Origin of the sequence: Lachnoclostridium sp. An196, from assembly GCF_002160135.1 — a bacterium.
GTDB lineage: Bacteria > Bacillota > Clostridia > Lachnospirales > Lachnospiraceae > Hominiventricola > Hominiventricola avistercoris.
Genome location: NZ_NFJZ01000010.1, coordinates 26,516 through 41,658, shown reverse-complemented (window position 1 = coordinate 41,658; position 15,143 = coordinate 26,516). Strand labels below are relative to the sequence as shown.

The following is a 15,143-nucleotide window of genomic DNA, read 5'->3' as shown; positions in this document are numbered from 1 at the left end:
GAATGGCACAGTTGACATGTGAAAATCTGGTATTAGGGTATGAAGGCCGGGCTGTGGTCCGGGATCTGAATTTTGAGGTGAACAGCGGAGACTATCTCTGCATTGTGGGGGAGAACGGCTCCGGAAAAAGCACGCTGATCAAAGCGCTGCTGGGGCTGAAAAAACCCATGAGCGGAGAGATCCGGTACGGCGGCGGGCTGGAAGCGGACGAGATCGGGTATCTGCCTCAGCAGACGGTGGTGCAGAGAGATTTTCCGGCCTCTGTGAGGGAGATCGTCCTGTCCGGGTGCCTGAACCGGACGGGCTTCAGACCGTTTTACAACCGTCAGGAGAAGAAAAAAGCTTCGGAGAGTCTGGAGAGACTGGGGATCCGCTCGCTGGAGAAACGATGCTACCGGGAACTGTCGGGAGGGCAGCAGCAGAGAGTGCTTCTGGCACGGGCCCTGTGCGCCACCAGATCTATGCTCTTGCTGGACGAACCGGCCGCGAGCCTGGATCCGGACGCCATGCAGGAAATGTACGGTCTTCTGGAAGAATTAAACCGGAAGGAAAAGATCACGGTTATTATGGTGTCCCATGATATCCCAGCGGCGGTAGCTTACGCCAGCCACATCCTTCATGTGGGGAAAGAGCCTCTGTTTTTTGGCTCTAAGGAGGATTATGTAAAAAGCGAGACAGGAAAAAAATATTTTAACGGGACAGGAGGAGAACGCCATGATTGAGATGCTTTCCTTGTACTTCAGCTATCCTTTTGTACGCTACGCGATGATTGTGGGGGTATTGATTGCCCTGTCCTCATCGCTTTTGGGCGTATCTCTGGTATTGAAACGTTTTTCTTTTATCGGAGACGGTCTTTCTCATGTGGCGTTCGGTGCCATGGCGGTGGCGACGGTCCTGGACGTAGCCAGTGATACCGCGGTGGTGCTTCCCCTGACGGTGCTGGCGGCTGTATTTTTACTGCGTACCGGGCAGAACGCGAAATTGAAAGGAGACGCCGCCATTGCCATGATCTCGGTGGGAGCGCTGGCTTTCGGATATCTGGTCCTGAATCTGTTTTCAAAATCTGCAAATATCAGCGGGGATGTGTGCAGTACTTTGTTCGGGTCCACGGCGATCCTGACCTTGACCAGGACGGATGTTCGGATCTGCGTGCTGATGTCAGTGCTGGTCATCTTGATCTTCTTGCTGTTTTATCATAAGATTTTCGCAGTAACTTTTGATGAGACGTTCGCGCAGGCTACCGGCATCCGTGTGGGCGCCTACAACCTGCTGATCGCTGTGGTGACGGCTTCTGTGATCGTGCTTGCCATGAAACTGGTGGGATCGCTCCTTATATCCGCACTGATTATCTTCCCGTCTCTCTCTGCCATGCGTATTTTTAAAAGTTTCCGGTCAGTGATTCTTGCGTCGGCTGTTATCTCGGTGATCTGTGCTTCAGCAGGTATCTTTTTGTCTATTCTGGCGTCCACTCCGGTGGGAGCGACCGTTGTGTGCGTGAATATAGCGGTATTTGCGCTGGCAAGTCTGGCAGGAACATGTTTCAGGCGAGGCGCCTGAATTGGGGCTTGACCTTTGATGAAAAATGGAACAAGATATATACTGTATGAAAAGTATGAACAGTCAGGAGAATAGGAAAGATGTTTCTGTTGCGGAAAATTTATTGCAGAACCTTTCAGACCGTATTTCGGATCGCGATCCCGTTTCTGCCCTACCGGAATCCGAAGATTATTCCGGCCGTGTCAGGGATCACGGATGTATGCAGAAAATACGCGGTGGAATCGGTGATGATTGTGACGGACGCAGGGATACGGGCTCTGGGTCTGACGGATTTTCTTGAAAAAACCTTAAAAGAAGAAGGGATTTCTTACTGTGTCTATGACCGTACTGTATCCAACCCCACGATTCAGAACGTGGAAGAGGCAAGGAAGATGTACCTGGAGCACGAAGCGCAGGGAATCATCGCGTTTGGCGGCGGATCTTCCATGGACTGCGCGAAAGCGGCGGGAGCCAGGATTGTCAAGCCCCGTCAGTCTATCCGGCAGATGAGAGGACTATTGAAAGTACATAGGCGGCTGCCGCTGCTGATTGCAGTGCCGACGACAGCAGGAACCGGCAGCGAGACAACGCTGGCGGCGGTGATTACGGACAGTGAAAAACACTATAAGTATCCGATCAATGATTTCAGCCTGATTCCGCGCTACGCGGTGCTTGATTACCATGAAACACTCGGACTGCCCAAAAGCATTACGGCGACCACAGGGATGGATGCCCTGACCCACGCGGTGGAAGCATATATTGGAAATTCCACCACGAAAGAGACCCGTGAGATGGCGGAAGAGGCAGTCAGTCTGATCTATCAGCATCTGAAGAACGCCTATGAAGACGGAAGGAATAAAGAAGCCCGCAGCGGTATGCTGCGCGCGGCTTACTGTGCCGGAGTGGCGTTTACCAAATCTTATGTGGGTTACATTCACGCGGTCGCCCATTCCCTGGGCGGACAGTACGGGACGCCTCATGGTCTGGCGAACGCGGTGATTCTGCCTATTGTCCTCCGGATGTACGGATCCGCGTGCTGGAAGAAACTGGCGCAGCTTGCCAGGAAGGCAGGCGTTGTGGAGCAGGGGCTGAGTGATGAAGAGACGGCGAAATGTTTCATTGACTGGATCCAGGAGATGAACGACTCCATGGAGATCCCCCGTCATTTTCCGCAGATCCGCAGAAAGGATATTCCTGTAATGGCCCGTCATGCAGACAAGGAAGGCAATCCGCTCTATCCGGTTCCTGTATTGATGAACCGAAAAGAACTGGAACGGATCTATGAAGAAGTGAAAGGAAGATAAGGTATGCAGACAGCGGAATTGGTAAAAGCGCAAAGAGAGTTTTTCCGTACCGGAAAGACGCTGGATGTGTCGTTCCGGATACAGGCGCTTGAGAGACTTGAAAAAAGTATTCTGAAATATGAAGGAGAGCTTTCAGAAGCGCTTCGGGAAGATCTGGGAAAATCAGGGATGGAATCCTATATGTGTGAGATCGGTCTGAGTCTGTCGGAGATCCGGTATATCCGCAGGCATACGTGTTCCTGGAGCAGGAACCGCAGAGTAAGGACTCCTTTGTCCCAGTTTGTATCCAGAAGCTTTACGGTTCAGGAGCCTTATGGAGTGACGCTGGTCATGTCCCCCTGGAATTATCCGGTGCTGCTGACGCTGGAGCCTCTTGCGGGCGCGCTGGCTGCCGGAAACTGCTGCGTGGTGAAACCTTCCGCTTATTCTCCGGCGGTATCGGCTGTGCTGGCAAAACTGATCCGGGAAGTTTTTCCTGAGAAATATGTGGCGGTGGTAGAAGGCGGCAGGGCGGAAAACCAGAGCCTTCTGGAACAGAGATTTGACTATATTTTCTTCACCGGAGGCGTGAATGTAGGAAAACTGGTGATGGAGAAAGCCTCGGCCCATCTGACGCCTGTGACGCTGGAACTGGGAGGCAAGAGCCCCTGTATCATCGAGAAGACGGCCAATCTGAAGGTGGCGGCAAAGAGAGTAGTATTCGGAAAATACCTGAACTGCGGACAGACCTGCGTGGCGCCGGATTACGTGCTGGCAGAGAGCTGCATAAAAGACGAGTTTGTGCGTCTTGTGAAGGAAGAGATCCAAAAGATGTACGGGGAAAATCCATTGGAGAATCCACTGTATGGGAAAATAATCAACCAAAAGCACTTCGACCGTATCCTGGGCCTGATCGACAAGAGCAAGACCGTCCATGGAGGCGAAAGCAATCCGGATACACTGCAGATCGCGCCCACAGTACTGGATGGGGTGGAGGCGTCGGATCCGGTTATGCAGGAAGAGATCTTTGGTCCGGTTCTCCCTGTCCTGACAGTGGCATCCATGGACGACGCGTGCAGTTTTGTCAAAGACCGTCCGTCCCCGCTGGCATGTTATATTTTTACAGAGGATAAAAATGTAGAAAGGCGTTTTCTGAAAGAGGTGCCGTTCGGCGGAGGGTGCGTAAACGATACGGTCATCCATCTGGCAACCCCGTATCTGGGATTCGGCGGAGTCGGGAACAGCGGAATGGGTTCTTATCACGGAAAGAAAAGTTTCCAGACTTTCAGCCATGAGAAAAGCATCCTGAAGAAGGCGACCTGGCTGGATCTGACCATGAGATACCAGCCGTATGATTCGGCCAAAGAAAAGCTGGTCCGTTTTTTTGTGAAATAATAGTAATGGTTCGGACGGCGGGGGGAAGATGCCGTATTGAACAGTTGTAAATCAAGACAGCAGGAGGAAAACAGATGAATGTAAGAAAGAGAAGCGGCAAAGTGGTGCCGTTTGACGCTGATTTTATCCGCCGCGCGGTGGCGCTGGCTTCCGCGGCTTCCGGAGAGTCCGGGGACGAGGCGGTGGAAAAAGTGACGGCACATACAGTAGAGAAACTGAAAGCCATGAATACGGAGATCCTGGATATTGAGACGATCCAGGACAAGGTAGAGGAAACCCTGTTCGAGGAGAAATGTTATCAGACCGCCAAAGCATATATCTTGTACCGTATTGAGAAGGAAAAGGAAAGAGCCAGCGGAACCTGGAAAGAGGGGCTTCTGAGCAGAGAATTCTTAAGCCCGTACAAACATGCGCCCAATCCCATGGAACAGCTTGGATCATTTGTATACACCAGAACGTATTCCAGATATCTTCCCCGTTTCGGAAGACGTGAGTTCTGGTGGGAGACGGTGCGCAGGGCCGTGGAATACAACTGTTCTCTGGCGCCCACATCCAGGGAAGAAGCGGAAAAACTGTATGACAATATTTATCATCTGAAACAGTTTCTGTCCGGACGGACCCTGTGGGTGGGGCAGACCCAGGTGGCGGAAGAATACCCCATGGCGAATTACAACTGCGCGTTTGAGGTGATCGACGATTTTCATGCGTATCATGATCTGTTCTATCTGCTGATGGTGGGCAGCGGCGTGGGCGTCCGTGTGCTGAAGGAGGATGCCGAAAAGCTTCCGAAGATCCGTACAGATATAAAAATTCTTCACAAAGCGTATGATGCCAAACCGAAAACGGAGCGTCTGGAGTTTACGAACCTTACTTTTGACGGAGATAAGATGACTCTGGAAGTGGGTGACTCCAAGGAAGGCTGGGCACAGGCGCTGGATCATTATTTTGAGGTTTTGACCAACAGAGAGTATTCCCGCATCAGGGAGATCGTGGTGGACTATGATTCCATACGTCCCAGAGGAGAGCGGCTGAAGAGATTCGGCGGGACTGCCAGCGGATACGAGTCTATGATGACTATGCTGGATAAGATCCATAAAGTAATTACGGCGGCAGGCGCCAGGGACAAGGCGGTCCGCGCGCAGTTAAAGCCCATCGACCTTCTGGACATCGCCAATATCATCGGTGAAAATGTGGTGTCCGGAGGGGTCCGCAGAACGTCGGAGATTGGACTGATCGATGCAGAGGACCGTACCTGCATCGAAGCGAAAAACGAACTGTATCAGCAGATCGACGGACGCTGGGAGATCAACAAAGAGATCGCCCACCGTCAGATGAGCAATAATTCCATCTATTACCGGAAAAAGCCGGACCGGGAGATGCTGCACTGGCATCTGAAACAGATGCGCTATTCGGGAGAACCCGGATGGGTGAACGAGGAAGCCGGACGGAAGCGCAGGCCGAATTTTAACGGCTGCAATCCCTGCGGCGAGATCCTGCTGGACAGCCACGGCCTCTGCAACCTGACCACGCTGAACGTGATGGGATTTGTGGAAGACGGTAAACTGAACGAGAAGGAACTCCTGGAAGCGCAGCGGCTCTCCGCAAGAGCGGGATACCGGATGACCTGCCGGGAGCTGGAAATTCACCGCTGGAACCTGGTGCAGCAGAGAGACCGCCTGCTGGGCTGCTCTCTGACCGGATGGCAGGATATGGTAAATGCGACAGGCATGGACCGCGACGCGCAGGCGGCGCTTCTGGAGAGACTGCGGGCGACTGCCCATGAAGCCGCTGAGGAGATCGCGGCGCGCCTGGGCGGAGCAAAGCCTCTGCTGATCACCACGGTGAAGCCGGAAGGGACGCTGTCCCTGCTTCCCACGGTGTCCAACGGCGTCCATTATTCTCATGCCCCGTATTATATCCGAAGGATCCGGATCAGCGCTACCGACCCATTGTGCAGGGTGTGCGAGGAGCTGGGGTATCCGGTACTGCCGGAAGTGGGCCAGGACCCGGAAGATCCCAAGACAAAAGTGGTGGAATTTCCGGTGAAAGCGCCGAAAGGGCTGGTTAAGGCAGACGTGTCTGCAATCCAGCAGCTTGAGAATTACCGGATGTTTATGAAGCACTATGTAGACCATAACTGCTCGATCACGATCCATGTGCGCGACCATGAATGGGATGAAGTGGAGCAGTGGGTATGGGATAACTGGGATGATATTGTGGCGCTCTCTTTCCTGAGCTATGACGATAACTTCTACGAGCTGCTTCCTTATGAAGAGATCACGGAAGAAGAGTACGAAAAGCGCAGGGCGGCCATGCGTCCGTTCAATCCGTCCCTTCTGGCGAAGTATGAATATGAAGAGACGGAACTGGATATCGGGGATTCCGAGTGCGTAAACGGAGTCTGCCCGGTGAGATAGACGGAGTAAGGACAAATTATGGAAAACGGAAAAAAAACACTGTATCTGGAGTGTGAGAGCGGGATCAGCGGCGATATGGCCGCCGCTGCCCTGCTGGATCTGGGGGCGGATGAGACCGTACTGCGGAAAGCTCTTCAGAGCCTCCCGGTCGGCGGATATGAAGTCCATATCAGCCGGGTGAAGAAATCCGGCCTTGATATGTGCGACTTCGATGTATTGCTGGAACATGAAAACCATGATCATGACATGGAATATCTGCACGGCCATGAACATGCTCATGAGCATGTTCATGGCCATCATGACCACGGCAGCGAGGCTCATCATCACGGGCACGGCCATGAGCACAGCCATCCCCACGAACACCGCGGAATGGCTGAGATCCGGGAAATTCTGGAGCAGGCAGAGCTGACGCCGGGAGCGAGGAAGCTGGCTTTGCGTATTTTTGAAATTCTGGCGGAGGCGGAGGCGAAGGCCCACGGCGTTCCGAAAGATCAGGTTCATTTTCATGAAGTAGGAGCAGTGGATTCGATCGTGGATATTACGGCGGCGGCCGTCTGCCTGGATAATCTGAATATCGGGGAAGTCATCCTTCCGGTGCTGAAAGAGGGAACCGGAACCATCCGCTGCCAGCATGGAATCCTTCCGGTGCCGGTGCCGGCGGTGGCGAATATTGTAAATACATACGGACTGCCCCTGCATATCACCGGGATTCACGGAGAACTGGTGACGCCCACGGGGGCGGCGATCGCGGCGGCCGTCCGGACGTGCGGAACACTACCGGACCATTTTACGGTGGAGAGGATCGGAATGGGAGCCGGAAAGAGGGATTATGAGGCTCCCGGATTTCTGCGCGCCATGCTGATCCGCGCAGAATCAGAGAATCAGGATCAGATCATGAAGCTTGAGACCAACGTGGACGACTGCAGCGGAGAAAATCTGGGATACACGCTGAACCGTCTGATGGAGGCGGGAGCGCGCGACGCGCATTTTATTCCGGTGTATATGAAAAAAAACCGTCCCGGTTACCAGCTCAATGTGATCTGTACGCCGGAGGACGCGCCGGAACTGGAGCGGATTATCTTTGAAGAGACATCCACAATCGGAATCCGTAAGATGCTTATGAAACGGACCGTCATGGACCGGGAGATCCGTACGGTACAGACTCCGTTTGGAGAAGCGAAGATTAAAATATGCCGTTATCAGGGAATAGAAAAACGCTTTCCGGAATATGAAAGCGTGAACGCTCTCTGCAGGAAGAGCGGGAAAAACTATCAGGAGGTCTACCGGATGGTGGAGGAGGCCGGAAGGAAAGATTCCGGCAGTTCCGATTCCATGTAAGTGACAGGGGAGGGAGTATGGAGAAGGAAGATATCAGGTACCAGACTTATGTGCAGATCCTGAAGGAGGAGCTGATACCGGCCATGGGGTGTACGGAGCCGATCGCCATATCTTACTGCGCGGCTAAAGCGCGCGCGGTTTTGGGCTGCATCCCGGAGGACTGTCTGGTGGAAGCCAGCGGAAATATCATCAAAAATGTGAAAAGCGTGGTGGTTCCCAATACGGACGGCCTGAAAGGGATCGAGGCTGCGGCCGCCGCAGGAATCGTAGCGGGAAAAGAAGAACGTATCCTGGAAGTGATCTCGGCTGTGACGCAGGATCAGAAAAAAGAGATCAGAAAATATCTGGACCAAAAGAGGATCCGGGTAAAACCTCTGGAAACGGAAGAACTGCTGGATATTGTAATACAGGTGCACGGCGGAGGACACAAGGTAAAAGTCCGGATTGCAGGCTATCATTCCAATATCGTCCGGATCGAAAAAGATGGGGACATTCTTTATGAAATCGGAGGAACTGCCGCCAAAGAAGGGGCGAACCAGGCGGACCGGAATCTTCTGAACGTAAAAGATATCGTGGAGTTCGCGGACACGGCGGATATCCGGGATGTACAGGAGATCCTGGACCGGCAGATCGAGTATAATTCCGCGATTTCAGAAGAAGGACTCCGAAATCCCTGGGGAGCGAATGTGGGAAAAGTACTGCTGAACGCATACGGCAATGACATTCGTGTGAGGGCGCGGGCCGCTGCGGCAGCCGCGTCTGACGCCCGCATGAGCGGATGTGAAATGCCTGTGATTATTAATTCCGGAAGCGGGAACCAGGGGATCACTGCCTCCCTTCCGGTCCTGGAATATGCGAAAGAACTGCATGCCGACAGGGAAAGACTGTATCGGGCTCTGCTGGTATCCAACCTCGTTGCAATTCATCAGAAAACCGGGATGGGGAGATTGTCGGCCTACTGCGGAGCGGTCAGCGCCGGATGCGGAGCCGGGTGCGGCATCGCCTATCTGCAGGGAGGAGATTTCCGCTGCATTGCTCATACCCTGGTCAACGCGCTTGCGATCGTCTCCGGGATCGTCTGCGACGGGGCCAAGCCGTCCTGCGCGGGCAAGATTGCATCCGCAGTGGACGCGGGGATCCTGGGATACGAGATGTACTGCCAGGGGCAGCAGTTCCGCGGCGGAGAAGGGATTCTTTCCAAGGGAGTGGAGAATACGATCCGGAACGTGGTCCGTCTGGGGGCCGTGGGGATGAAGGAGACGGATAGAGAGATTATCCAGATGATGACGGAGTGCTGAGAGAAAAACCTCTTGCAAAACCAAAAATTTTATTGTATAGTATACGAGAACTGAAAAATAATAAGGTACATGAATGGGCATGGAAAAAAGGTATTTCCATGTCCTTTTTTGTTTCCCGGTTTTGCTTTTGCGAAAAGGAGAGATCAGAATGGACAGTGTAGATCGCAGTATATTAGCATGTTTGAGTGAAAACGCCAGACAGTCGGCGACGGAGATCAGCCATAAGGTACATCTGTCAATCGCGGCGGTGATCGAACGGATCAGAAAACTGGAACGGCAGGGAGTAATACGGCAGTATACGATAGTGACGGATCAGCACAAAATGGGAAATGATGTGTCCGCGTTGATGGAAGTCACTCTGGAGCATCCGAAATATTATGAGGAATTTGCCAAAGCCATGGAAAACACTCCCAGCGTTGCGGCCTGCTACTATCTGACCGGTGATTTTGACTTTCTGATTCAGATTTATACCCGGTCGTCCGAAACGCTGGAACAGCTTCATCGGGTGATTAAAAGCGTTCCGGGAGTTTCTTCTACGAAGACATATTTTGTTTTGAAAGAGATGAAACATGGATCCTGTACAGATATGTGTCCGGAAAACGGCGCGTCCGCATAAATGAATAATCGTTGGTCAGAAGGGATACAATAGGTGCAAAAGGAGGTATCTTTGATGAACAAAGGCTTGGATTATTTTGCACTTACGATAGTGATCATTGGCGCAGTCAACTGGGGACTGATAGGCTTTTTCCAGTTTGACCTGGTGGCATGGCTGTTTGGAAACATGAGCTGGATATCCCGTATCGTCTATGGCCTGGTAGGGATCTGCGGACTGTATCTTCTGTCTTTCTATGGAAGACTGTCCGGCGATTAAAAACATTTGTCTTCCGGGGGAAAATAATGGTTGCCAATTCACCCGCCCTGTGATATACTCTGAAAGATAATGGGGTTATGAGAAGGTAACGGGTGTATAAAATGACAGCAGAGATGTCGGAAGAGTTGAAGCGCATGCTTTCCGGTAGCAGTCTGCCTCTGTTTGAGCAGGCGTGTATTTTTGCGGCTGTGGCCCATCGCGGCGCGACACGCAAAGGGGGAAGAATTCCTTATCTGGTTCATCCGGTGGAAGCCGCAGGCATTGTGGCGGAGATGACAGATGACGAGGACCTGATCGCTGCAGCCGTACTGCATGATATTCTGGAGGACACGGATGTGACCTATGAAGAACTGGAACAGTTCTTCGGATCACGGATCGCAGGATATGTGTACGGTGAGTCGGAGGACAAGCGCAGGGATCTCCCTCCGGAGAGTACCTGGATGCTGCGCAAACAGGAAACGGTCGATTTCCTTAGGGAGAAGGCAGACAGGAATGCCAGGATGCTGGCATTGGCGGACAAGCTTTCCAATATTCGCGCCATCGCGAGGGATATTGATAAAGTAGGCGATCAGATCTGGGAAAGATTCAATCAAAAGGACAAGAATAAACATGGTTGGATGTACCGACAGACTGCGGAAGCTCTAAGAGAGCTGGAGGACTTTCCTGCATGGAAAGAATATGACAGGTTGGTTCGAAAAGTGTTTCATGAGGATTCTATGTAAGGGGGCTGTATTTTTATACAGTCTCTTGTTATGTATGAATGAAAAAGATATGAGGAGGACATAAGATGACAGCTTACAAAGATTTGACCAGAGAAGAACTGCTCGGACTGAAGAAAGAACTGGAGCTTCAGTATGAGGATGCCAAGGGGAAAGGCCTGAAACTGGATATGTCCAGAGGGAAACCTTCAGAGGAACAGCTGGATATGACCATGCCGATGATGGATATTTTCAACAGCCACAGTGATATGCGCGACGATCATGGTGTAGATACCAGAAATTACGGTAATCTGGAAGGAATCTGGAGCGCCCGCAAGCTTCTGGGCGATATGCTGGGCGTGGCTCCGGAAAAAGTAATCGTATTCGGAACTGCCAGTCTGAGTGTTATGTACGACAGTATCTCCCGCTCCATGACGCATGGCGTGATGGGGAGTACTCCCTGGTGTAAACTGGATAAAGTGAAATTCTTGTGTCCGGCTCCGGGATATGACCGCCACTTTTCTATCACAGAACATTTCGGTATTGAGATGATCACGATTCCGATGACAGAGGAAGGTCCGGACATGGATCTGGTAGAAGAATATGTGAAAGATCCTGCAGTGAAAGGTATCTGGTGCGTGCCTATGTATACAAACCCGCTGGGTATCACCTATTCGGAGAATGTATGCCGCAGGATGGCGGATCTGAATCCGGCGGCAGAAGATTTCCGTATCTACTGGGATAACGCATACTGCGTGCATCATCTGTATGACGACAGGCAGGACACGCTTCCGGAGATGCTCTCCATGTGCGAGGCAAACGGAAAGAAGGACATGGTTCTGGAGTTCGCCTCCACATCCAAGATCAGCTTTGCGGGCGCGGGCATCAGCTGCATTGCCGCTTCCGAGGGCAATCTGGAATGGGTAAAAAAATCCATGACAATCCAGATTATCAGCCATGACAAGATTAACCAGCTCCGTCATGTACGCTATTTTAAAGATCTGGACGGTATCAAGGCACATATGAGAAAACATGCGGCGATCATGCGTCCGAAATTTGAGATGGTGCTGGAAACGCTGGAGCGCGAGCTGGGCGGACTGGGCATCGGAACATGGACGAAGCCTCTGGGAGGTTATTTTATTTCTTTCGACGCTATGGACGGATGCGCGAAAGCTATTGTGAACAAATGCAAAGAGGCAGGCGTGGTGCTTACCGGAGCAGGAGCGACCTTCCCATATAAGAAAGATCCGCATGACAAAAATATCCGTATCGCGCCCTCCTATCCGACTATGGATGAACTGAAGATGACGGCAGAGCTTTTCGTCCTCTGTGTGAAACTGGTGAGTGTGGAAAGACTGCTGGGAGAAATCTAAAAAAGTATTGACAAAAAATAAAAGTATACAGTACAATGTCAGCGTATGAATGGATTGTTACTGTACGGCAGGCTATACTATTTATACACGTTTAACAGCGTGTAGGAATAGTATAGCCTTTTTTGCGTGAGAGGGAAGATCGAAATTGAAAGTGGAAAAAGTGATCAACAATAATCTTGTCCGTTCCAGAAAGGAAGACATCCGGATGTTCGGAGAGATGGGATTCAGGACGTTCCGTATGCCTATTGCCTGGTCCAGGATCTTCCCTGACGGAGACGAGGCGGAGCCCAATGAAGAGGGACTTCGGTTTTATGAGGATGTATTTCGGGAGTGCCATAAATACGGGATCGAACCGCTGGTGACGATTACCCATTTCGACTGCCCGATCCATCTGATAAAAAAATATGGAGGCTGGAAAAACAGAAAGCTGATCGAATTTTATAAAAACCTTGTGACGGTGCTCTTTACCCGTTACAAAGGGCTGGTAAAATACTGGATCACATTTAATGAGATCAACATGATCCTTCATCTGCCGTTCATGGGTGCAGGACTCCTTTTCGAAGAAGGAGAGGATCAGACTGCCGCGAAATATTTAAGCGCCCATCACGAACTGGTAGCCAGCGCATGGGCGACAAAGATCGCTCATGAGATCGACCCGGAAAATAAGATCGGCTGTATGGTGGCGGCAGGAGACTATTATCCGTACTGCTCCCTGCCGGAGGACGTGTGGGCGGCAAAAGAAAAAGATCATGAAAACCTGATGTTTATCGACGTCCAGGCAAGAGGCTATTATCCGGGGTATGCGGTGAAATTGTTTGAACGCATGGGACTGGATCTGGGGATTACCGAGGAAGACCGCAGGATCCTCAGAGAAAATACGGTGGATTATGTCAGCTTCTCCTACTATTCTTCACGCTGCATCACGACGCAGGAAGGCGTGGGAGAGACGACAGGAAACGCCTTTAAAGGAACCAGAAATCCGTATCTGAAGGTCAGCGAATGGGGCTGGCAGATCGACCCTCTGGGGCTGCATCGACCTGGTCAGCGCCTCCACCGGAGAGATGGCGAAACGTTACGGCTTCATCTATGTGGACCGGGATAATCAGGGAAATGGAAGCCTGAAACGCTATAAGAAGAGATCGTTTGAGTGGTATAAAAAGGTGATCGCTTCCAACGGGGAAGAGTTGGATTAAGGTGTTTAGAAAACCGGAGCGGAAATTGTTTTTGGCAATTTGCTGCTCCGGTTTTTGTCGTATGCGTCATTCCTTAAGCTGTTGAATGATACTGCGTTTTTTAGATACATGTGCTATAGCGTTATTTAAATCGTCCTGTATGATTCCCAGATATAAAATATCTGTAATTGCATTGCAGGCCATGCGAGAAGCAATAGAACCGATTTTTCTCTCTGGTTCCAGTGAAGGAACAAATAAGGGAACGGTAGCATATTTTACCATGTTGGTCTGTACATTCTGTGAAATGCTTATAGATGGAATACCGGCATCCGCAGCCATCTTTACGGCAATGTTTGTAAGAGTGGTTTTTCCTGAATAGGAAATAGCAATCAGGCAATCGTTTTCTGTCAAATTAGTGGCCTGCGATAACTGGGTATGTGAATCTTCAAAGCAGATGGCAGGAATACCGGCGAATATTAGTTTTCTCACAAAATCAGAGCCGACAAGAAAAGAGGCACCCTGCGCGACGACACAGATTCTTTTGGCGTTCAATAATATATGCACGGCTTTTTCCAACTTTTTAAGGTTTAGAGAATGAATCGTTTTATCCAAAGTATTGTTGTAAAATGCGAGGAGTTTCTGGACCAGAGATGCATAGTCGTCTGATTTTGTGAAAACTTCCACCATTTGTTCGTTCCCGGTTCTGTTTTGCGATTCTTTGGCCAGCTCAATGCGGAATTGTGTGTAGCTTCCATATCCGATTTTTTTGATAAAGCGCATGACGCAGGAAGGGGTTACCTGAACCTTTTCTGCCAGTTTTTGGACGGTGTATGAATACAGATTATTATCGCCTGTCAGCAGAAAATCTGCTACCTTTTTTTCATTTTTACTTAATTTTGAATAATTTTCTGTAATTGCTGCCAGACTGTTCATAAACGCCTCCTGTTTTAGTGAAAATGCATTGTGTATTTGATTATATCGTGATGGAAAAGTTTAGGCAAGAAAAAGAAAAACAGAAAAAAATTCCTAATTTAAAAATATAAAATTGACAAAAAATTCTAAATCTGATATTTTTAATATAAGTAGATATATCCGGAACACAAGAAGCAGTAAAAAACAGGGGAAAAGGGTATGGGAAATTTCTTAAAAGAATGTCTGAAAGAAAAAGGATTAGTTCTTGCTGTGAATACAGAAAATAAATGGCCGGTTGTTATAAAAGCGGCAGAGATTGCAGAAATATGCGATTATGTGGAGATCTGTGAAGAAAATAAATATTTTACTATTGATATGCTGAAAAGTATTGTACATATCTGCGGAACACATGGTTTGCCCTGCATAATGAAGGCCAGGCGTTCTAATGCTGAAGATGCGGTTCGAATGGCCATGACGCTTGGTTTTCGGGGAATACTTTTTGTAGAAGAATCAGATTGTACAGGACTGGAAGATATGTTTGAGAATATAGATGGTTCCATTCAATGCATCGGCGTTTTGATTGAAGACATTACAATGGTAAAAAATTTTGAGAAGGTCTGCCAGATTCCCAAAATAGATTTTATCCAGCTTGGAAAACAAAAAAATGTTGGCGATAAGATAAAAGAAAAGAAAATACGGGCAAAATATGCAGAGAGAAAGGCGATAGAGATCGCTTCACGTTATCAAGTCGATCTTAGAATGCCTCTGGGGTCTGTTGAAGAGGCGGAGAAGTATATTACTATGGGAATACATCATTTTGTGATTTAGGAAGCGGCAGTCTGCGCATGGA

General features: G+C 50.1%; 13 protein-coding genes and 1 pseudogene. 13 read left to right on the top strand and 1 reads right to left on the bottom strand.

Annotated elements, in window-relative coordinates; all coding sequences use genetic code 11:
* The first annotated feature begins 2 nt into the window (after positions 1 to 2).
* From B5F29_RS11995 to B5F29_RS11940, 12 genes and pseudogenes are all read left to right on the top strand, one after another.
* A complete protein-coding gene (locus B5F29_RS11995; protein ID WP_087154869.1) occupies positions 3 to 722 on the top strand; it encodes a metal ABC transporter ATP-binding protein in 720 nt (239 codons plus the stop codon).
* Positions 715 to 1,557, top strand: a complete 843-nt coding sequence (locus B5F29_RS11990; protein ID WP_087154868.1) for a metal ABC transporter permease — start codon at positions 715 to 717, stop codon at positions 1,555 to 1,557. The genes B5F29_RS11995 and B5F29_RS11990 overlap by 8 nt, the downstream gene beginning before the upstream one ends.
* A gap of 80 nt (positions 1,558 to 1,637) precedes the next feature.
* A complete protein-coding gene (locus tag B5F29_RS11985; protein ID WP_087154867.1) occupies positions 1,638 to 2,840 on the top strand; it encodes an iron-containing alcohol dehydrogenase in 1,203 nt (400 codons plus the stop codon).
* A 3-nt stretch (positions 2,841 to 2,843) separates the two neighbouring features.
* Positions 2,844 to 4,214, top strand: coding sequence for an aldehyde dehydrogenase (locus tag B5F29_RS11980; protein ID WP_087154866.1), 1,371 nt, complete (start codon positions 2,844 to 2,846; stop codon positions 4,212 to 4,214).
* Positions 4,215 to 4,288: 74 nt separating this feature from the next.
* Entirely contained in the window at positions 4,289 to 6,631 is a 2,343-nt protein-coding gene (gene nrdJ / locus B5F29_RS11975; RefSeq protein WP_087154865.1) for a ribonucleoside-triphosphate reductase, adenosylcobalamin-dependent, read from the top strand.
* A gap of 18 nt (positions 6,632 to 6,649) precedes the next feature.
* Positions 6,650 to 7,969, top strand: a complete 1,320-nt coding sequence (gene larC, locus B5F29_RS11970) for a nickel pincer cofactor biosynthesis protein LarC (protein ID WP_087154864.1) — start codon at positions 6,650 to 6,652, stop codon at positions 7,967 to 7,969.
* A gap of 17 nt (positions 7,970 to 7,986) precedes the next feature.
* The gene (locus B5F29_RS11965) at positions 7,987 to 9,267 is read left to right on the top strand and encodes an L-cysteine desulfidase family protein (protein WP_087154863.1); all 1,281 of its coding nucleotides are present in this window, start codon (positions 7,987 to 7,989) and stop codon (positions 9,265 to 9,267) included.
* Positions 9,268 to 9,415: 148 nt separating this feature from the next.
* A complete protein-coding gene (locus B5F29_RS11960) occupies positions 9,416 to 9,883 on the top strand; it encodes an Lrp/AsnC family transcriptional regulator (protein ID WP_087154960.1) in 468 nt (155 codons plus the stop codon).
* A 51-nt stretch (positions 9,884 to 9,934) separates the two neighbouring features.
* Positions 9,935 to 10,138, top strand: a complete 204-nt coding sequence (locus tag B5F29_RS11955; protein ID WP_087154862.1) for a DUF378 domain-containing protein — start codon at positions 9,935 to 9,937, stop codon at positions 10,136 to 10,138.
* A 134-nt stretch (positions 10,139 to 10,272) separates the two neighbouring features.
* Positions 10,273 to 10,860 carry an HD domain-containing protein gene (locus tag B5F29_RS11950; protein WP_442911280.1) on the top strand — a complete coding sequence of 196 codons (588 nt, stop codon included), beginning with the start codon at positions 10,273 to 10,275 and terminating at the stop codon, positions 10,858 to 10,860.
* Positions 10,861 to 10,925: 65 nt separating this feature from the next.
* Positions 10,926 to 12,209: an aminotransferase class I/II-fold pyridoxal phosphate-dependent enzyme gene (locus B5F29_RS11945; RefSeq protein WP_087154861.1), complete on the top strand. Its 1,284-nt coding sequence runs from the start codon at positions 10,926 to 10,928 to the stop codon at positions 12,207 to 12,209.
* A 190-nt stretch (positions 12,210 to 12,399) separates the two neighbouring features.
* A pseudogene (locus tag B5F29_RS11940) lies at positions 12,400 to 13,402 on the top strand (family 1 glycosylhydrolase); the annotation flags it as partial.
* A 66-nt stretch (positions 13,403 to 13,468) separates the two neighbouring features.
* Here B5F29_RS11940 and B5F29_RS11935 read toward each other — a convergent pair.
* The gene (locus B5F29_RS11935) at positions 13,469 to 14,314 is read right to left on the bottom strand and encodes a MurR/RpiR family transcriptional regulator (protein ID WP_087154860.1); all 846 of its coding nucleotides are present in this window, start codon (positions 14,312 to 14,314) and stop codon (positions 13,469 to 13,471) included.
* A gap of 198 nt (positions 14,315 to 14,512) precedes the next feature.
* On the opposite strand from B5F29_RS11935, the gene B5F29_RS11930 reads away from it, so the two are divergent.
* Positions 14,513 to 15,121: a hypothetical protein gene (locus B5F29_RS11930; RefSeq protein WP_087154859.1), complete on the top strand. Its 609-nt coding sequence runs from the start codon at positions 14,513 to 14,515 to the stop codon at positions 15,119 to 15,121.
* Positions 15,122 to 15,143 lie beyond the last annotated feature (22 nt).